General features: G+C 63.2%; 20 protein-coding genes. 2 read left to right on the top strand and 18 right to left on the bottom strand.

Going from position 1 to position 17404, the window contains the following annotated elements; all coding sequences use genetic code 11:
• Nucleotides 1–31: 31 nt before the first annotated feature.
• The 10 genes from JFU57_RS16370 to ccmA all read right to left on the bottom strand — a co-directional run bounded on the left by JFU57_RS16370 (nucleotide 32) and on the right by ccmA (nucleotide 7415).
• Nucleotides 32–433, bottom strand: a complete 402-nt coding sequence (locus JFU57_RS16370; RefSeq protein ID WP_078471006.1) for a hypothetical protein — start codon at nucleotides 431–433, stop codon at nucleotides 32–34.
• Between the two features lie 14 nt (nucleotides 434–447).
• Nucleotides 448–1653 (bottom strand): c-type cytochrome biogenesis protein CcmI, encoded by a 1206-nt coding sequence (gene ccmI, locus JFU57_RS16365; RefSeq protein ID WP_201130051.1) that lies wholly within the window; start codon nucleotides 1651–1653, stop codon nucleotides 448–450.
• Nucleotides 1650–2120, bottom strand: coding sequence for a cytochrome c-type biogenesis protein (locus JFU57_RS16360; RefSeq protein ID WP_078471004.1), 471 nt, complete (start codon nucleotides 2118–2120; stop codon nucleotides 1650–1652). The genes ccmI and JFU57_RS16360 overlap by 4 nt, the downstream gene beginning before the upstream one ends.
• Entirely contained in the window at nucleotides 2117–2653 is a 537-nt protein-coding gene (locus JFU57_RS16355; RefSeq protein ID WP_078471003.1) for a DsbE family thiol:disulfide interchange protein, read from the bottom strand. The genes JFU57_RS16360 and JFU57_RS16355 overlap by 4 nt, the downstream gene beginning before the upstream one ends.
• Complete coding sequence (locus tag JFU57_RS16350; protein ID WP_201130049.1) at nucleotides 2650–4638, bottom strand: heme lyase CcmF/NrfE family subunit; 1989 nt, start codon at nucleotides 4636–4638, stop codon at nucleotides 2650–2652. The genes JFU57_RS16355 and JFU57_RS16350 overlap by 4 nt, the downstream gene beginning before the upstream one ends.
• 3 nt (nucleotides 4639–4641) lie before the next feature.
• Nucleotides 4642–5097 carry a cytochrome c maturation protein CcmE gene (ccmE, locus tag JFU57_RS16345; RefSeq protein WP_020299259.1) on the bottom strand — a complete coding sequence of 152 codons (456 nt, stop codon included), beginning with the start codon at nucleotides 5095–5097 and terminating at the stop codon, nucleotides 4642–4644.
• Nucleotides 5094–5270, bottom strand: a complete 177-nt coding sequence (gene ccmD, locus JFU57_RS16340) for a heme exporter protein CcmD (RefSeq protein ID WP_020299260.1) — start codon at nucleotides 5268–5270, stop codon at nucleotides 5094–5096. Before ccmD ends, ccmE begins: the two co-directional genes overlap by 4 nt.
• The gene (locus tag JFU57_RS16335) at nucleotides 5267–6022 is read right to left on the bottom strand and encodes a heme ABC transporter permease (protein ID WP_078471001.1); all 756 of its coding nucleotides are present in this window, start codon (nucleotides 6020–6022) and stop codon (nucleotides 5267–5269) included. The genes ccmD and JFU57_RS16335 overlap by 4 nt, the downstream gene beginning before the upstream one ends.
• A 92-nt stretch (nucleotides 6023–6114) precedes the next feature.
• On the bottom strand, nucleotides 6115–6783 hold the full coding sequence (ccmB, locus tag JFU57_RS16330) for a heme exporter protein CcmB (RefSeq protein WP_201130047.1): 669 nt from the start codon (nucleotides 6781–6783) through the stop codon (nucleotides 6115–6117).
• Complete coding sequence (gene ccmA / locus JFU57_RS16325; RefSeq protein ID WP_201130046.1) at nucleotides 6780–7415, bottom strand: cytochrome c biogenesis heme-transporting ATPase CcmA; 636 nt, start codon at nucleotides 7413–7415, stop codon at nucleotides 6780–6782. Before ccmA ends, ccmB begins: the two co-directional genes overlap by 4 nt.
• A gap of 195 nt (nucleotides 7416–7610) precedes the next feature.
• Here ccmA and fliK point away from each other — a divergent pair, with 195 nt between their 5' ends.
• Together fliK and JFU57_RS16315 are read left to right on the top strand one after the other, a co-directional pair.
• Nucleotides 7611–9182, top strand: a complete 1572-nt coding sequence (gene fliK / locus JFU57_RS16320; protein WP_201130045.1) for a flagellar hook-length control protein FliK — start codon at nucleotides 7611–7613, stop codon at nucleotides 9180–9182.
• Nucleotides 9179–9511 (top strand): EscU/YscU/HrcU family type III secretion system export apparatus switch protein, encoded by a 333-nt coding sequence (locus JFU57_RS16315; RefSeq protein WP_078470997.1) that lies wholly within the window; start codon nucleotides 9179–9181, stop codon nucleotides 9509–9511. The genes fliK and JFU57_RS16315 overlap by 4 nt, the downstream gene beginning before the upstream one ends.
• Before the next feature lie 43 nt (nucleotides 9512–9554).
• On the opposite strand, the gene JFU57_RS16310 is transcribed toward JFU57_RS16315, so the two are convergent.
• The 8 genes from JFU57_RS16310 to JFU57_RS16275 form a co-directional block, all read right to left on the bottom strand.
• Complete coding sequence (locus tag JFU57_RS16310; protein WP_020299266.1) at nucleotides 9555–9947, bottom strand: DUF2802 domain-containing protein; 393 nt, start codon at nucleotides 9945–9947, stop codon at nucleotides 9555–9557.
• Nucleotides 9948–10430, bottom strand: coding sequence for a chemotaxis protein CheW (locus JFU57_RS16305; RefSeq protein WP_007922496.1), 483 nt, complete (start codon nucleotides 10428–10430; stop codon nucleotides 9948–9950). It abuts the gene before it with no gap.
• 78 nt (nucleotides 10431–10508) lie between these two features.
• On the bottom strand, nucleotides 10509–11390 hold the full coding sequence (locus JFU57_RS16300) for a CheW domain-containing protein (RefSeq protein ID WP_078470996.1): 882 nt from the start codon (nucleotides 11388–11390) through the stop codon (nucleotides 10509–10511).
• A gap of 84 nt (nucleotides 11391–11474) precedes the next feature.
• Nucleotides 11475–12263 (bottom strand): ParA family protein, encoded by a 789-nt coding sequence (locus JFU57_RS16295; RefSeq protein WP_020299268.1) that lies wholly within the window; start codon nucleotides 12261–12263, stop codon nucleotides 11475–11477.
• A 51-nt stretch (nucleotides 12264–12314) separates the two neighbouring features.
• Nucleotides 12315–13199: a flagellar motor protein MotD gene (gene motD, locus JFU57_RS16290; RefSeq protein ID WP_201130044.1), complete on the bottom strand. Its 885-nt coding sequence runs from the start codon at nucleotides 13197–13199 to the stop codon at nucleotides 12315–12317.
• Between the two features lie 15 nt (nucleotides 13200–13214).
• Nucleotides 13215–13955 (bottom strand): flagellar motor protein, encoded by a 741-nt coding sequence (locus JFU57_RS16285; protein WP_201130043.1) that lies wholly within the window; start codon nucleotides 13953–13955, stop codon nucleotides 13215–13217.
• Nucleotides 13955–15091 (bottom strand): protein-glutamate methylesterase/protein-glutamine glutaminase, encoded by a 1137-nt coding sequence (locus tag JFU57_RS16280; protein ID WP_020299271.1) that lies wholly within the window; start codon nucleotides 15089–15091, stop codon nucleotides 13955–13957. The genes JFU57_RS16285 and JFU57_RS16280 overlap by 1 nt, the downstream gene beginning before the upstream one ends.
• Before the next feature lie 47 nt (nucleotides 15092–15138).
• Complete coding sequence (locus JFU57_RS16275) at nucleotides 15139–17403, bottom strand: chemotaxis protein CheA (protein ID WP_201130042.1); 2265 nt, start codon at nucleotides 17401–17403, stop codon at nucleotides 15139–15141.
• Nucleotide 17404 lies beyond the last annotated feature (1 nt).

Genomic DNA, 17404 nt, shown 5'->3' with positions numbered 1-17404 from the left:
ACAAGCACCGTCACCCAAGCCCCTCACGGGGCTATTTGAACTGACGCCCCAAGCCGGACGGAACGCCATGGATGTCGGTTTCCTCCCAGGGGCCGTCCGGGCCGATGGAGCGGCTCCAGCCGTTGTTCCAGCGGTAATAGGTGCGTTGGCGATAGAAGGTGTTGCTCTGGTCATCCAGCACATACACCCCCAGCCGCGCATCCCAATGGCTATGGCCGCCGGGAGGTGGGGCAAAACTGGCGGAGGTGCGTGGCAGGGGCTTGGCCGGACGATTGGGCGTCGCCGGTGCCCCAGGCGCGGTCGAGGGCACCGAGCGTGTGCTCGGCACCGCCGGCGGGATGGGTTCGGAGCTGGTGGGCTGCGGCCGCTGGACCGTACATGCACTCAACCCCACAACCAGTGATAACAGGGTGATACGTGCGATGGCGGTCATGGCGGCTTCTCTGGTTATTGATCCGGGCTGTCGATGGTCAGCTGTTGTGGCGCGGTGGTGCTGCTGGCCAGGGGCTGGCTGCGACCGACCCATTCACCGGCTGTCGGTTGGCCGGCACGGGACACGCGCGCAACCAGTTGGACTTCAGGGAAGTTCGACAGTTTCAACTGCGGCATCATTGCGTCGGCATCCCCCAGCTCGACGGTGGCCGGCAGATCAGCCACGGTCAGGCGCTTGGCCGCCAACGGCGCGGGTGGGCCGGACACGGCCCGGGCAAAGATGAACACGCTGTCACCCGGCTGGACCTTGGCCTTCAGCTCGGCCGCCAGGTCGACCCGGACTTTGAGCACGGCGCTCTTGGCCGGGGCGGCCGGCGCCTGGGCAACCTTGCCACCGGTGGCAACCAGTTTCTCGCTGGCCCGGGCGATACCGCCCTGCAGCGCAGCGCGGGAGCTGTCGTCCGGCGGCAATTGGGCCAACAGGCGGTTCCAGTAATCGATGGCGTCCTGATAACGCTCACCTTCAAACGCCGCGATGCCCAACAGTCCAAGGCTGGTGACTTCCTTGGGGTCGGCCTTGAGTGCTTCGTCGGTCAAGGCCTGGAGCTTGGGCGACCACTGTTTGTTGTCGGCAAAATACTGCGCCTGGGCCCATTGCCCGAGCAGCTCCGGCTGGCGGCCCGCCAGGGCCACGGTGCGCTCGAAGAGCTTCGCCGCGTCCGCTGGACGATCCTGGGCCATATAGGTGCGACCGAGGAAGTACAGGCCCTCGGCGGAATCCGGCTGGGCCGCCACCGCGCGTTCGAGGCGCTGGGTCATGTCTTCCATGGACTGCGGCGCCTGGGCGAATTCGCGGGTCAGTTCGACCTTGTCCACAGCGCCAAAGTGCAGGTACAGACCCAGGCCCAGCACCGGCACCAGGATCGCCGCCAGCAACGGCAGCGGCTTGCCCAGCCGCGAAACCCTGGCTGGGGCCACGCCTTCGGTATCGGCCAGCAACTCGCGGGCCGCTTCGGCGCGGCCACTGTCCATCTGGTCCGAGGTCAGCACACCTTCGGCCTGCTGCCCTTGCAACTCGGCAACCCGTTCTTGGTAGAGCGCCACGTTCAGCGCGGTACGATCCTCTTCACGTTGGGCACGGCGGCCACGTAAAACCGGGATCAACAGAAAACTCAGGGCTACCAGGAGCAGCAGACCTGCAGCGAGCCAGAAATCAATCATTCGGAGTCTTTTTCCAACAGGTGGTCGAGGCGCTGACGCTCCTCGGCAGAAAGCGTGTTCGGGCTGTCAGTGCGCTCGGCACGACGACGCCGGACGATCACGGCGATGATCACCACTCCCCCCAGCAGCAACCCGGCGGGGCCGAACCAGAGCAAGGCGGTTTTGCCGGTCAGGGCCGGCTTGTAGCGGACGAAGTCGCCGTAGCGGTCAACCATGAAGTCGATGATCTGCTGGTTGTCCTTGCCTTCGCCCAGCATGCGAAAGATTTCCTTGCGCAAGTCGGCGGCAATCGGCGCATTGGAATCGGCGATGTCCTGGTTCTGGCACTTGGGGCAGCGCAGCTCCTTGGTCAGCTCGCGAAAACGCTCACGCTCGGCGTCATTGGCGAACTCATAGGTGTCGATGGCGGCCTGGGCTACGGAAGCCATGCCCAGACCCAGTACGAGGGCGGCGAACCAGCGCTTCATGGCTTGGCCTCGTCCACCAGCGACTGATACTTGGCCGCCAGTTTTTCACGCCAGACCACCTCGTCGATCACCCCGACGTATTTGTCGCGGATGATGCCCTTGGCGTCGATGAAGAAGGTTTCCGGCGCACCGTACACCCCCAGGTTCAGGCCCAGGGTGCCCTCTTCGTCGCGGATATCCAGCTGATACGGGTTGTGGAATTCGGCCAGCCACTTCAAGGCATCGGCGTTGACGTCCTTGTAGTTGACGCCATAGATCACCACGCCCTGCTGCGCCAGCTTGTTCAGCACCGGGTGCTCGACCCGGCAGGAAATGCACCAGGTGCCCCAGACGTTGACCAGTGCCGGTTTGCCCAGCAGGTCGGCGCGGGTCAGGGTTGTTTCACCCTCGACCGCCGGCAGGGAGAACTCCGGGAACGGCTTGCCGATCATGGCCGACGGCAACTCGGCCGGGTCCAGGTACAGCCCGCGGTAGAGGAATACCGCCATCACCAGGAACAGTGCCAGCGGCAGCAACATCATCCAACGTCTCATGCAGTGACTCCTGTCATGCCCAGCGCTTCGCGCACGCGGCTTTTCACCTTGACCCGGTAACGCCGGTCCAGCGCCGCCAGCAAGCCACCGAAGCCGGTCAGCAGGCCGCCGAACCAGATCCAGCGCACAAACGGCTTGACGTGTACCCGCACAGCCCAGGCGCCATCGCCCAGCGGTTCGCCGAGGGCCACATACAGGTCGCGGGTGAAGCCGGCGTCGATCCCGGCTTCAGTCATCATCGAGTTCTGCACGGTGTACAGGCGCTTCTCCGGGTGCAGCACCGAGACTTCCCTGCCGTTGCGCACCACGCGCACGGTGCCTTTGTCGGAGGTGAAGTTCGGCCCCTCGAAGTGCTTGGCGCCTTCAAAAATGAAGTGATAACCGGCCAGGTCCATGGATTCGCCCGGCGCCAGGCGCAGGTCGCGCTCGGCGCTGTTCTGGCTCGACAGCACCACGCCCAGGGCGCAGACCGCGATGCCCAGGTGCGCAATCTGCATGCCCCAATAGCTGCGGGTCAGGCTTGGCAGGCCTTTGATCAGGCCTTTGTGGCGGGTCTTGTCGACGATGTCGCGCACACCGGCCAACAGCACCCAGGCCGCCAACATAAAGGTCGCCAGCACCGCCCAGTTGAAGTCGCCGTAAGCGATACCAGCCACCACCGCCAAGGCCGCGCTGCCCAGCAGGACCGGGGTCAGCATGCTCACCAGCCACTTGACCGGGGTGTCTTTCCAGCGCACCAGCACACCGACCGCCATCACCACCATCAGCAGCGCCATCAGCGGAATGAACAGCGCATTGAAGTACGGCGGGCCGACCGACAGCTTGGCCCCGGTCAGTGCATCCAGCACCAGCGGGTACAGGGTACCCAGCAGAATCATCGACGCAGCCACCACCAACACCAGGTTGTTGCCCAGCAGCAGGGTTTCCCGCGACCACAGGTTGAACCCGACATGGCTCTTGACCACCGGCGCGCGCAGGGCAAACAGGGTCAGCGAACCGCCCACCACAAACAGCAGGAAGATCAGGATGAACACGCCGCGCTCTGGGTCGGAGGCGAAGGCATGCACCGAGGTCAGTACCCCGGAACGCACCAGGAAGGTTCCCAGCAGGCTCAGGGAAAACGCGGCAATGGCCAGCAGTACGGTCCAGCTCTTGAACACGCCGCGCTTTTCCGTGACGGCCAGGGAGTGGATCAGGGCCGTCCCCACCAGCCACGGCATGAAGGAGGCGTTTTCCACCGGGTCCCAGAACCACCAGCCGCCCCAGCCGAGTTCGTAGTAGGCCCACCAGGAGCCCAGGGTGATGCCGATGCCGAGGAAGGCCCAGGCGACGATGGTCCAGGGACGCGACCAGCGCGCCCAGGCGGCATCGAGACGCCCGCCGAGCAGCGCGGCAATGGCGAAGGCGAAGGCCACGGAGAAACCGACATAACCCATGTACAGCATCGGCGGGTGAACGATCAGGCCGATGTCCTGCAGCAACGGGTTGAGGTCACGGCCGTCGGCCGGGATCTGCGGCAAGATCCGCGCGAAAGGGTTGGAGGTCAGGATCAGAAACAGCAGGAAGCCGGTGCTGATCATGCCCATCACCGCCAGCACCCGGGCCAGCATCACTTGCGGTAACTGCCGCGAGAACACCGACACGGCAAAGGTCCAGCCACCCAGGATCAACGCCCAGAGCAGCAGCGAGCCTTCGTGGGCGCCCCATACTGCGCTGAACTTGTAGTACCAGGGCAAGGCGCTATTGGAGTTGCTGGCCACATAGGCGACCGAGAAGTCGTCGCTCATGAAGGCATAGGTCAGGCAGCCGAAGGCGAACAGCAGGAAGGCGAACTGCCCCCAGGCCGCCGGCTGAGCCAGGCTCATCCACAGCCGATCGCCGCGCCAGGCGCCGAGCAGCGGGATCACCGCCTGGACCAGGGCAAAGCACAGGGCCAGGATCATCGCCAGATGCCCCAGTTCAGGGATGAAAAGTGCGGAAGTCATGGGTTAACCCTCCTTCGCGGGTGTCGGTGCCGATTGGCCGCTGTCTTTCAGGGCCTTGGTCACCTCGGGGGGCATGTACTTCTCGTCGTGCTTGGCCAGTACTTCATCGGCCACCACCACGCCCTCGGCATTGAGCTTGCCCAGGGCAACGATGCCCTGCCCTTCGCGAAACAGATCCGGGAGGATGCCGCGGTAGGAGATAGTCACGGACTTGTTGAAGTCGGTGACCACAAAGCGTACGTCCAGCGAATCGCCGGAGCGTTGCAGCGAACCCTGCTCGACCATGCCGCCGGCGCGAATCCGCGTGTCCAGGGGCGCCTCGCCATTGGCGATCTGGGTCGGGGTGTAGAACAGGTTAATGTTTTCCTTCAGCGCGCTGAGGGCCAGGCCCACGGCAATGCCGATACCGGCCAGGATCGCCAGGATGATCAAAAGACGCTTTTTACGCAGCGGATTCACTTGCCGTTCTCCCGGCGCAAACGACGCGCCTCTTGTTGCAGATAACGCTTGCGGGCCACGATCGGCACCGCCAGTTCCTGAGCCAGGATCACCAGGCAGATGCCATAGGCCGACCAGACATACAGGCCGTGATGGCCCATGGCGAGAAAATCGTCGAAGGATGCAAAACTCATGGCGCCACCTCCAGGCTGCGTTGGATTTCGGCCTTGACCCAGCTGGTCCGGGCTTCACGCTTGAGCACCTCAAGGCGCATGCGCAACAGCAGCAGCACGCCGAACAGGCAATAGAAACCCAGCACCGTCAGCAGCAGCGGCAGCCACATCTCGGCAGGCATCGCCGGGCGTTCGGTCAGGGTGAAGGTCGCGCCCTGGTGCAGGGTGTTCCACCACTCCACCGAGTATTTGATGATCGGGATGTTGATCACCCCGACGACGGCCAGCACCGCGCAGGCCTTGGCGGCGCTCTCACGATTGCTGATGGCCTGGTTCAGCGCAATAAGACCTGCGTACAGAAACAGGAGGATAAGCATCGACGTCAGTCGTGCATCCCAGACCCACCACGAGCCCCAGGTCGGCTTGCCCCAGATCGCTCCGGTCAACAGCGCAATCACGGTCATCGAATGCCCGATGGGCGCCGCGCACTGCAGGGCGACATCGGCCAGTTTCATCTTCCATACCAGGCTGACCACCCCGCACACCGCCAGCATCACGTAGCAGGACTGGGCCAGCATCGCCATCGGCACATGGATATAGATGATCCGAAAGCTATTGCCTTGCTGGTAATCCGGCGGCGCGAAGACCAGGCCCCAGACCACGCCGATACCGATCAGCAACAAGGCGGCGACGCTCAGCCAGGGCAGCAGCTTGCCGCTGATGCCATAAAACCATTTGGGTGAGCCGAGCTTATGAAACCAGGTCCAGTTCATACTGTTTCCATCACGGTTGCTCTTCGTTATCACGAAAAGTCAGGGTCTGTTCTTGTACCAAGAAGTGATCAAAAAACGATCAGACCGCATTATTATTCGCCGACGCTGATCTTCAGGCCAGCCGCTATTGCAAAGGGTGTCAGGGTTACTGCAAGGGCGGTCAGGCTCCCAAGCCACAGCAGAAAACCGGTTGCCGGCATGCCCTGCAACGCCGCCTGCAAGGCGCCGCTGCCGAGAATCAGTACCGGGATGTACAGGGGCAGAATCAGCAGCGCCAGCAACAGCCCGCCGCGTTTCAACCCCACTGTCAGCGCGGCGCCCACTGCGCCGAGCAGGCTCAGTACAGGGGTGCCGAGCAACAATGACAACAGCAGCACCGGAATGGCCGCCGTAGGCAATCCGAGCATCAAGGCCAACAGGGGCGCAAGCAATACCAGTGCCAGGCCGGAAAACGCCCAGTGTGCCAGCACCTTGGCCAATACCAGAAGAGCCAGGGGGTGCGGCGAAAGGACCCACTGCTCCAGGGATCCGTCCTCGAAATCACTGCGAAACAGCCCGTCCAGCGAGAGCAGGACTGACAAAAGTGCCGCGACCCAGACCAGTCCCGGAGACAAGGTTTGCAACAATTGAGACTCAGGTCCCACCGCCAATGGGAATAATGCGACAACGATGGCGAAGAACACCAACGGGTTGGCCAACTCCGCCGGACGGCGAAACAACAGTCGGGCCTCGCGGGCCACCAATAGCGCAAACACACTCATACCGCCCACTGCCCCAGGTCGATGTCGCGATAACCGGCCGGTACCCGCGCCAACGTATGGTGAGTGGTCAGGACCACCATGCCGCCCCGCTCGCAATGCCCGGCCAGGTGTTCTTCAAGTTGGGCCACGCCCTGTTTGTCGAGGGCGGTGAAAGGTTCATCGAGCACCCACAGCGGCGGCCCGTCGAGGTACAAACGGGCCAGGGCCACGCGGCGCTGCTGACCGGCCGACAAGGTGTGGCACGGCACATCCTCGAAGCCTCGCAGCCCGACCGCCGCCAGCGCCTGCCAGATGGCCTCGCGCTGCGCCGGTTGGTGCAGGGCACAGAGCCAGGAGAGGTTCTCTTCCGGGCTCAGCACATCCTTGATCCCGGCGGCATGGCCGATCCACAACAGATTGCGCGCCAGTTCGATGCGCTGGGAGGCCAATGGCTGGCCATTGAGCAGCACCTTGCCGTCGGTGGGCTGCATCAGCCCGGCCAGCAAGCGCAGCAGGCTGGTCTTGCCACTGCCATTGGGGCCGCTGATCTGCAGCATGTCGCCCGCCTGCACACGCAATTCGAGGTTTTCAAACAGCAGACGCAAGTCTCGCTCACAGGCAAGGGCGACGGCTTCTAGAAGAGGGCTGGTCAAGAGATAGCAGGCCTTTACGGTTCAAGTCGGCTGTCGAGCGGCCGTTAAAGAGGTGCAGAATAAATGCATTGGCAGCCGGTTCTAGAGAGCTGCGTCAAACATTTGCCATGTTTTTACCGCGCATCCAAAGACGGGCGGCATTATACATGTGATGCCCTACTCTAAAGAGGGCTAATTTCCTCAGGTTGTGTCCAGATGTCAGGTGAAATCAACATCCTCCCGCTGCCCCAGGCGACGCCCTCCGCCACGCGTGCGCCGGGGGTCGGCAGTGAGCTGCTCAAGCTGTTGCAGCCCATGGAAGGCCTGATCGCCGCCGGCCAGACTGCCCGCGCCGAAGTCCTGTCACTGAAGCAGGCGGACCAGACCTTCGAGCTGTTGCTCAAGGTCACCCTCGACAGCGGCAAGCAGACCACGATTCAGGCCACCAGCAACCAGCCATTGCCCCAGGGCACCAGCCTTGCCATCAGCCAGCCGTCCGCCGGCAACCTGGCGATCAGCGTGCAGCAGGCCCTGGCGTCCAGCGTCGCCACCCTGACCCGCCTCGATACCGCGCAACTGCCGGTCGGCACCCTGCTGCAAGGCAAGGTCCTGACCAGCCAGATGCTGCCCCAGGCCGCCGGCCAACCGGCGGTCTACCGCTCCCTGGTGAGCCTGCTCAACACCGCCCTGAGCGGCAGCACCCTGAGCATCGACAGCCCTCAGCCGCTGCGCATCGGCAGCCTGTTGAGCGCCATGGTCCAGGATGCCCAGACGTTGAATTTCGTGCCCCTGAGCGGACGCCAGGAGCAATTGGCAATCGCCCAGCAACTGAGCACCCAGCAAAGCCGCCAGGCCTCGCTGACCGGTCTGCTCAGCGCCCTGCAGAATCTGCCGGCCGACGATGCCACCTCCAATGACCTGCGCCTGGCCGTGGACAAACTCCTGGCCGGGCTCCCCGACCTGCAACAACTGAGCAATCCCAAGGGCCTGGCACTGGCGCTGGCCAATAGCGGCATGTTCCTGGAAGCCAAGCTGCTGGCCGGGGACAACCCGGTCCAGCCTCCGGACCTCAAGGGCAACCTGCTGCGCCTGATCGCGCAACTGGCCCCGGCGCTCCCCACCGGCAGCAACTTCAACGCGATCATTGCCGCCAACACCCTGGCCCAGGTCTTGCCGAGTTTTGTGCGCAGCGCCCTGGGCACCCTCGGTCAAGTCAGCGCCAAGCCCCAGCCAGGCGGCTTCCCCCTGCCCTCGCGGCTGCTGCAGAGCCTGGAGGGCGAAGGCGACCTGGAACACCTGCTGCGCCTGGCCGCGGCAGCCGTGTCGCGCCTGCAAAGCCATCAACTGTCCAGCCTGGAGCAAACCGGCCTGACCGATGACGGACGCCTGCAAACCACCTGGCAACTGGAAATCCCCATGCGCACCCTGCAAGACATCGTGCCGTTGCAGGTCAAGTTCCAGCGCGAAGAGCCCGTAGAGCCGGAACCCAACGAAAAACGCGAAGAACGCGAACCCAAGCAGGCACTGTGGCGGGTCGAACTGGCGTTCGATCTTGAGCCATTGGGGCCGCTGCACGTGCAGGCGCAATTGATTCAGGGCCGGCTATCCAGCCAGCTGTGGGCTGAACGGGCCTATACCGCGAGCCTGATCGAGAGCCACCTGGGCAGCCTGCGTGAGCGCCTGCTGGCTTCAGGCCTGACGGTGGGCGATCTGGACTGCCACCTCGGCACCCCGCCCCAGGGCACGAAAACCCGATTGGAACAACGCTGGGTCGACGAAACCGCATGAAAAACCCCAACACTCCCCGCCAAGCCATCGCCCTCAAGTACGACGGCCGGCAAGCCCCGACCCTGACCGCCAAAGGTGACGATGCCCTGGCCGAAGCAATCCTGAAAATCGCCCGCGACTATGAAGTGCCGATCTACGAAAACGCCGAGTTGGTGAAGCTGCTGGCACGGATGGAGTTGGGGGACAGTATCCCCGAGGAGTTGTATCGGACCATCGCCGAGATCATTGCCTTCGCCTGGAACCTCAAGGGCAAGTTCCCGGCGGGGCATGATCCGGATGCGGTGGCGCAGGAGAAGGATGTAACACCGGACAGCAGCCGCCAGCTGTAAGCCACAAGCTTCAAGCTAAAAACTGGCAGCTTGCGGCTTGCAGCTAGTTTTTATGCAACTTGCTCATCAGCTCGGCTTCGGCCTGGGTCAGGCCGCAGGACTGGGTCAGCTCATCGACGCTGGCCCCCATGCCCACCAGGCGCGCGGCTTGGGCAAACGACAGGCTGGAAGGATCACGCTGCTCCAGCTGCGCCAGTTTGTCCGGCAGCGGCCCGACCACGGCGCGCAACTCGTGCAAGTCCTCGCCCATGCGCACCGTACCGTTCTGGTAATTGTCGACGCGCCGGGAGAGTTCCTTGATGCGCTGGTCTCGCAGCGCATCGCCCTCGGCCTGCTGCGCGGCAATCTGCCGCTGGTTGCGGGTATAGGACACAAACAGCGCCACAGAGGCTATCCAGAGGATGGCCAGGACAATCACTGCAACCTCAAGAATCAATCAGATACTCTCCAGTTCCGACCATTCTTCTTCGCTCATCATCTTGTCCAGCTCAACCAGAATCAGCAGTTCGCCGTTCTTGTTGCACACGCCCTGGATGAACTTGGCCGACTCTTCGTTACCGACGTTAGGTGCGGTTTCGACTTCCGACTGACGCAGGTAAACCACTTCCGCCACGCTGTCGACCATGATCCCGACCACTTGTTTGTCGGCTTCGATGATGACGATACGGGTGTTGTCGTTGACCTCGGTCGGCACCAGGCCGAAGCGCTGGCGGGTATCGATCACGGTGACCACATTGCCGCGCAGGTTGATGATGCCCAGCACATAGCTCGGCGCACCCGGCACAGGGGCGATTTCGGTGTAGCGCAGGACTTCCTGGACACGCATCACATTGATGCCGTAGGACTCGTTATCCAGCTTGAAGGTTACCCATTGCAGGATCGGATCTTCGGAACTCTGTGCAGACGACGACTTATTCATACCCCTGACCCCTCAAAAAACCGTTGAAAACGGTGTGTGTTCTATCGGGCAACGCCACCGGCGCCGCCTGTTATTTGTCTATGTCGGCTTGTTGGCCGGTTTGTTGAAGGCCATCTGCTTGGCGCCGCCGCTGGCGATCAGTTCTGCCAATGCGGCGACGTCGAGCAAGGCACACATGTGCTCGATCACCGTACCGGCCAGCCACGGACGTTGGCCGCGATGGCTGCGCCATTTGATTTCATTGGGGTCCAGGCGCAACGAGCGGCTGACTTGATGCACCGCCAGCCCCCACTCGTAGCCCTGCACCGAGATCACGTATTGCAGGCCCTGGCGGAAATCATCGCGATAGCGATCAGGCATCACCCAACGCGCAGTGTCCAGCACCTTCAGGTTGCCAGCCTGGCTCGGCAGGATGCCCAGGAACCATTCCGGCTGGCCGAACAGCGGCGTCAACTCCTGGCCAGCCAGGGAGTAGATCGAACCCAGGCACACCAGCGGCACTGCCAGGGTCAAACCGGCAACGTCGAACAGCAGGCATTCGAACGGCTCGGCGGCCCAGCTGGGGCGGTCGTCACCCACCACGGGTGGCGGCGTATTGCTGGGCGGCAAATGCACTTCGACCACCGGCGCCACCAATGCCTGGAGCATCGGCGCGACCGGTGAAATCGACGGCAGGACCGGCGCCGGCGCGTCCAGCACAGGCGCCACCACAGGAGCCGCCTTGACCTGAACTTCGGTACGCGCCACCGGCGGCGCGGCCTTGATCACCTTGGCGTCATGGGCCTGCTCTTCGAGCACCGCCAGCTGGAACTCGTCCAACTCCGCGACGGGCTCTTCGATCACGGCCACAGGGGGCGCCAGCGGTGCCGCTTCTTCTTCGGTCGCGTCCTGCAACAACGCGTCCAGATAGGACTGCAGCGCCAGTTGCGGTCGGCTTTTTATGTCCAGAGGACGGTTCATATGAATGCCCATGGAGCGACCCCGACACAGTGACCTGTAGGGGTTATCGGCAAGATCGGGGTCCGGCTTGAATGAAGACGCACGTCAGGCCACCTGCGCGACAAGCTGTTGCGCCAGCAGGTGCTTGAGCAGCGCCCGGTAGGCCAGGACGCCACGGCTCTTGCCGTCGAACTGCGAAGGCGTCAGGCCGGCCCGGCTGGCATCGCGCAGGCGGGTATCGACCGGAATGTAGCCCTGCCAGATGTCGTCGGGAAACTTGTCACGCAACACCCGCAGAGTGCCCAGGGAAGCCTGGGTACGACGGTCGAACAGGGTCGGCACGATGGTGAATGGCAGCGCCTGCTTGCGCGAACGATTGATCATCGCCAGGGTATTGACCATGCGTTCCAGGCCCTTGACCGCCAGATGCTCGGTCTGCACCGGGATCACCAACTGCTGGCTGGCCGCCAGGGCATTGACCATCAACACCCCGAGCAGCGGCGGGCTGTCGATCACGGCGTAATCAAAATCCTGCCACAGCTGCGCCAGGCTCTTGGCAATCACCAGGCCCAGACCGCTCTGCCCCGGCGACTGGCGCTCAAGGGTCGCCAGCGCGGTGCTCGATGGCAGCAGGGAAATACGCTCATCGCTGGTGGGCAGCAGGAGCTGGCCCGGCAGATCCTGGGGCACGCTGCCCCGGTGCAGGAACAGGTCGTAGCTGCTGTGTTCCAGGGTGTCAGGGTCGTAACCGAAGTAACTGGTCATCGAGCCGTGGGGGTCGAGGTCAACCACGACCACGCGCTTGCCCGCCTCGGCCAGCAAGCCGGCTAAAGCGATGGAACTGGTGGTTTTACCGACACCACCCTTTTGATTGGCGACTGCCCAGACTCTCATTCGGATTGTTCCTCTCGACAAGCCAGAAGACCGGCCGAGAAATAGCACTAGTTATAAAGCGGGTGACGGAGAATTGACGGCGCTCTGTCGTACCGGCGTCTTGACCGGGGTTGGTGCAGTTTGTGTGCCAGCCCGCTTCAATGCGGCATCGGGTGTCGCATTGGCGGTGCCGGTACCGGTCAGGCTGCGCCGTACATCGAGGTTGCGCGACACCACCAGCACCACCCGGCGATTGCGCGCCCGGCCTTCGGCGGTGGCATTGTTGGCCACCGGCTGGAACTCACCATAGCCGACCGATGCCATGCGTGCGGGGTTGACCCCCTGCATGGCCAGCATGCGCACGATACTCGCCGAACGGGCCGAGGAAAGCTCCCAGTTGGTCGGGTATTGGGCGGTCTGAATCGGCTGGTTATCGGTAAAGCCTTCGACGTGGATCGGGTTGTCGAACGGCTTCAGAATCGCCGCCACCTTGTCGATGATGTTGAACGCCAGGTCGCTGGGCATGGCGTCGCCGCTGCCGAACAACAGGCTGGAATTGAGTTCGATCTCGACCCACAACTCATTGCCGCGCACGGTCATCTGGTTGGAGCTGATCAGGTCGCCAAAGGCTGCGCTGATATCGTCGGCGATGCTCTTGAGCGGGTCGCTGCCCCCGGAAATACCAGCATCGGTCTCGTCGCTGTCCTTGACCAGCGGCTTGGCCGGGGTCACGGTCTTGGGCCGCTCATCGCCGATGGGGATCGGCTTGAGGGCCCGGTCGGAGTCGGTGAATACGCCGACCAGCGCTTCGGAAATCACCTTGTACTTGCCTTCGTTGATCGACGAGATCGAGTACATGACCACGAAAAACGCGAAAAGTAAGGTGATGAAGTCGGCGTAGGACACCAGCCAGCGTTCGTGGTTGACGTGTTCTTCAGGCTTGCGGCGACGGGCCATGCTCCATTCCTCCCATCAATCCATGAAGCCTTGCAGCTTCAACTCGATGGAACGAGGGTTCTCACCTTCGGCAATCGACAGGATCCCTTCCAGCAACATTTCGCGATAACGCGCCTGCCGCAAGGCAATCGACTTGAGCTTGGCCGCCACCGGCAGCAGCACCAGGTTGGCACTGGCCACGCCGTAGATGGTGGCGACAAAGGCCACGGCAATGCCGCTGCCGAGCTGGGACGGATCGGCGAGGTTGCCCATCACGTGGATCAGGCCCATCACCGCACCGATGATGCCAATGGTCGGCGCATAGCCGCCCATGCTTTCAAAGACTTTGGCCGCTTCGATGTCGCGGCTTTCCTGGGTGTAGAAGTCCACCTCCAGGATGCTGCGGATGGCTTCCGGCTCGGCGCCGTCCACCAGCAGTTGCAGGCCCTTGCGCGAATAAGCGTCGGGCTCGGCATCGGCCACGCCCTCCAGGCCCAGCAGGCCCTCCTTGCGCGCGGTCAGGCTCCAGTTGACGACCCGATCGATGCCGCCGGGCAGATCGACCCGGGGCGGGAAGAGGATCCAGCCCAGAATCTGCACGGCACGCTTGAATGCGCTCATCGGCGACTGCAGCAAGGCCGCACCGATGGTGCCACCCAGCACAATCAGCGCCGCCGGACCGTTGGCCAGGGCCGACAGGTGACCACCTTCCAGGTAATTGCCGCCAATGATGGCGACAAACGCCATGATGATCCCGATAAGGCTCAAGACATCCATCAGATACAGGCCTCGACCAGATGCCTGCCGATGTCGTCCAAGCCGTACACCGCGTCTGCGAGGTCGGCTTTGACGATGGCCATTGGCATGCCGTAGATCACGCAGCTGGCTTCATCCTGGGCCCAGATCGCGCTGCCGCCCTGCTTGAGCAGGCGTGCGCCTTCGCGACCGTCGGCGCCCATGCCGGTGAGCACCACCGCCAGAACTTTGTCACCGTAGGACTTGGCCGCCGAACCGAAGGTGATATCCACGCAAGGCTTGTAGTTCAGACGCTCGTCGCCGGGGAGGATTTTCACCGCGCCGCGGCCGTCGATCATCATCTGCTTGCCACCGGGTGCCAGCAGGGCCAGGCCCGGACGCAGGATGTCGCCATCCTCGGCTTCCTTGACGCTGATCCGGCACAGCTTGTCCAGACGCTCGGCAAAAGCCTTGGTGAAGGCCGCTGGCATGTGCTGGATCAAGACGATCGGTGCCGGGAAGTTGGCCGGCAACTGGGTCAAGACCCGCTGCAAGGCAACCGGACCGCCAGTAGAGGTACCGATGGCCACCAGTTTGTAGGCTTTGCGCTTCGGTGCCGGCGACGAAGCGCTGGCCGCCGGAGCCCGGGCAGGCGCAGGAGCCGGTGCGGACGGACGCGGCGCAGCACTGCTGCTGCCGAAGCTGCTGATGCCCGATGGCGCAGGCGCCGGGGCGGCAGCCGGCTGCGGAGCCGGAGTGCTGTAGCTGCTGAAACGACGGTTACTGCGCGAGATGCTGTGGACTTTCTCGCACAGCAGCTGCTTGACCTTCTCGGGATTGCGCGAGATGTCTTCGAAGTTCTTGGGCAGGAAGTCGACCGCACCGGCATCCAGCGCATCGAGGGTTACCCGGGCGCCTTCATGGGTCAGCGAGGAAAACATCAATACCGGGGTCGGACAGCGCTGCATGATGTGCCGCACCGCCGTGATGCCATCCATCATCGGCATCTCGTAGTCCATGGTGATCACGTCCGGCTTGAGTGCCAGGGCCTGATCGATCGCCTCTTTGCCATTGGTCGCCGTACCGACGACCTGGATGTTCGCATCCGCTGAAAGAATTTCCGAGACGCGGCGGCGGAAAAACCCCGAATCGTCCACCACCAGGACTTTGACTGCCATAAACACTCCGTTAGGCGGGGCGAGGCAAATCGCCCCGCCACCCCGAATCAAATACGCCGTGCGGCGTAACGCTTGAGCATGCTTGGAACATCGAGGATCAGTGCAATGCGGCCGTCACCGGTAATGGTGGCGCCGGACATGCCCGGGGTCCCTTGCAGCATCTTGCCCAATGGCTTGATGACCACTTCTTCCTGGCCGACCAGTTGATCGACGACAAAGCCGATCCGCTGGGTGCCCACCGAAAGGATCACCACATGGCCTTCACGCTGCTCTTCATGAGCGGCGGAACGGACCAGCCAGCGCTTGAGGTAAAACAGTGGCAACGCCTTGTCGCGCACGATCACCACTTCCTGGCCGTCGACCACGTTGGTGCGCGACAGGTCCAGGTGGAAGATCTCGTTGACGTTGACCAGAGGGAACGCAAACGCCTGGTTGCCCAGCATGACCATCAGGGTCGGCATGATCGCCAAGGTCAACGGCACCTTGATCACGATCTTCGAGCCCTGGCCCTTGGTCGAGTAAATATTGATCGAACCGTTGAGCTGGGAAATCTTGGTTTTCACCACGTCCATGCCCACGCCGCGTCCGGAGACGTCGGAGATCTCGGTCTTGGTCGAGAACCCCGGGGCGAAAATCAGGTTGTAGCACTCGGTGTCGCTCAGGCGATCAGCGGCATCCTTGTCCATCACCCCACGCTTGACGGCAATGGCGCGCAGCACATTCGGGTCCATGCCTTTGCCGTCATCGGAGATCGACAGCAGGATATGGTCGCCCTCTTGCTCAGCGGCCAGGATCACCTTGCCACCGCGCGCCTTGCCCGAGGCTTCGCGCTCTTCCGGTGACTCGATACCGTGGTCGACCGCGTTGCGCACCAAGTGGACCAGCGGGTCGGCCAGGGCCTCCACCAGGTTCTTGTCGAGGTCGGTTTCTTCGCCGACCAGCTCCAGGTTGATCTCTTTCTTCAGCTGCCGCGCAAGGTCGCGAACCAGGCGCGGGAAGCGCCCGAACACTTTCTTGATCGGCTGCATCCGGGTCTTCATCACCGCGGTCTGCAGGTCAGCCGTGACCACGTCGAGGTTCGACACGGCCTTTTGCATGGCTTCATCGCCGCTGTTGAGGCCCAGGCGCACCAGGCGGTTACGCACCAGCACCAGTTCGCCGACCATGTTCATGATCTCGTCCAGGCGTGCGGTATCAACCCGTACGGTGGTCTCGGCTTCACTGGCGGGTTTTTCTGGCGGTGGCGCTGCGGCGGCACGTGCCGGAGCAGGTGCTGCAGCGGCCGCTGGAGCCGCAGCCTTGGGAGCTTCGGCCTTGGGCTCGGGCTTTTTCGCCACGGGCTTGGCCGCCACCGCAGCCGCGGTTGCAGCGGCTGGAGCGGCAGAAGCGGCACCCGCCACCTCGGAAAATTTGCCCTTGCCGTGCAATTCGTCGAGCAGTGATTCGAATTCGTGATCGCTGATCAGGTCGCTGCCGGCTGCAGCCGCGACGGGCGCGGCAGCTGCCGGTACCGAAGCGACGGCAGACTCGAGCGCGTCCACGGCAAAGTTGCCCTTGCCATGCAACTGATCGAGCAGTGCTTCGAATTCATCATCGGTAATTTCGTTGCTGTCGCTGGCACCCGGCGTCGCTGCTTTCGCCGCGGCAGGTTCGCTCGCTGCAACGGCATCCGGGGCGAACTGGCCCTTGCCATGCAACTGGTCGAGCAAGGACTCGAACTCGGCATCGGTGATTTCGTCGCTGGCCGCATCGCTGCTGGCCACCGGAGCAGCCGCAGGCGCCTCGGCTTCGGCCTTGGCGGCGTTGAGCGAGTCCAGCAGCAGCTCGAATTCGTTATCGGTGATATCGCCCGATTCGCTTTCAGCCACCGGCTCGGCCACCGCTTCAGCCACTTCGGGCTCCGCTGCCACCTCTACCGCAGCCGCAGGCTCTGCCAGACGCGCCAGAGCCGCGAGCAGCTCCGGAGTCGCTGCCGTGACCTGGGTCCGTTCGCGGACCTGGCCGAACATGCCGTTCACCGCGTCCAGCGCTTCGAGCACCACATCCATCAGCTCCGAGTCGACACGACGCTCACCCTTGCGCAGGATGTCGAAGACGTTCTCGGCGATGTGGCAGCACTCCACCAGCTCATTGAGCTGGAGGAAGCCGGCGCCCCCTTTAACAGTGTGAAAACCGCGAAAAATTGCATTGAGCAGATCCGCATCATCCGGTCGGCTTTCCAGCTCGACCAGTTGTTCGGACAGTTGCTCTAGAATCTCGCCGGCCTCAACCAGGAAATCCTGAAGGATCTCTTCATCGGCGCCGAAGCTCATT

The sequence above is a fragment of the Pseudomonas sp. TH07 genome (genome assembly GCF_016651285.1).
Classification (GTDB): Bacteria; Pseudomonadota; Gammaproteobacteria; order Pseudomonadales; family Pseudomonadaceae; genus Aquipseudomonas.
This window is presented reverse-complemented; position numbering and strand designations above follow the sequence as displayed.

Bases quoted from the DNA above. Each gene is read 5' to 3' on its own strand.
- JFU57_RS16370 (WP_078471006.1), bottom strand. From the start codon at position 433: ATGACCGCCATCGCACGTATCACCCTGTTATCACTGGTTGTGGGGTTG.
- ccmI (WP_201130051.1), bottom strand. From the start codon at position 1,653: ATGATTGATTTCTGGCTCGCTGCAGGTCTGCTGCTCCTGGTAGCCCTG.
- JFU57_RS16360 (WP_078471004.1), bottom strand. From the start codon at position 2,120: ATGAAGCGCTGGTTCGCCGCCCTCGTACTGGGTCTGGGCATGGCTTCC.
- JFU57_RS16355 (WP_078471003.1), bottom strand. From the start codon at position 2,653: ATGAGACGTTGGATGATGTTGCTGCCGCTGGCACTGTTCCTGGTGATG.
- JFU57_RS16350 (WP_201130049.1), bottom strand. From the start codon at position 4,638: ATGACTTCCGCACTTTTCATCCCTGAACTGGGGCATCTGGCGATGATC.
- ccmD (WP_020299260.1), bottom strand. From the start codon at position 5,270: ATGAGTTTTGCATCCTTCGACGATTTTCTCGCCATGGGCCATCACGGC.
- JFU57_RS16335 (WP_078471001.1), bottom strand. From the start codon at position 6,022: ATGAACTGGACCTGGTTTCATAAGCTCGGCTCACCCAAATGGTTTTAT.
- ccmB (WP_201130047.1), bottom strand. From the start codon at position 6,783: ATGAGTGTGTTTGCGCTATTGGTGGCCCGCGAGGCCCGACTGTTGTTT.
- fliK (WP_201130045.1), top strand. From the start codon at position 7,611: ATGTCAGGTGAAATCAACATCCTCCCGCTGCCCCAGGCGACGCCCTCC.
- JFU57_RS16315 (WP_078470997.1), top strand. From the start codon at position 9,179: ATGAAAAACCCCAACACTCCCCGCCAAGCCATCGCCCTCAAGTACGAC.
- JFU57_RS16305 (WP_007922496.1), bottom strand. From the start codon at position 10,430: ATGAATAAGTCGTCGTCTGCACAGAGTTCCGAAGATCCGATCCTGCAA.
- JFU57_RS16300 (WP_078470996.1), bottom strand. From the start codon at position 11,390: ATGAACCGTCCTCTGGACATAAAAAGCCGACCGCAACTGGCGCTGCAG.
- JFU57_RS16295 (WP_020299268.1), bottom strand. From the start codon at position 12,263: ATGAGAGTCTGGGCAGTCGCCAATCAAAAGGGTGGTGTCGGTAAAACC.
- motD (WP_201130044.1), bottom strand. From the start codon at position 13,199: ATGGCCCGTCGCCGCAAGCCTGAAGAACACGTCAACCACGAACGCTGG.
- JFU57_RS16285 (WP_201130043.1), bottom strand. From the start codon at position 13,955: ATGGATGTCTTGAGCCTTATCGGGATCATCATGGCGTTTGTCGCCATC.
- JFU57_RS16280 (WP_020299271.1), bottom strand. From the start codon at position 15,091: ATGGCAGTCAAAGTCCTGGTGGTGGACGATTCGGGGTTTTTCCGCCGC.
- JFU57_RS16275 (WP_201130042.1), bottom strand. From the start codon at position 17,403: ATGAGCTTCGGCGCCGATGAAGAGATCCTTCAGGATTTCCTGGTTGAG.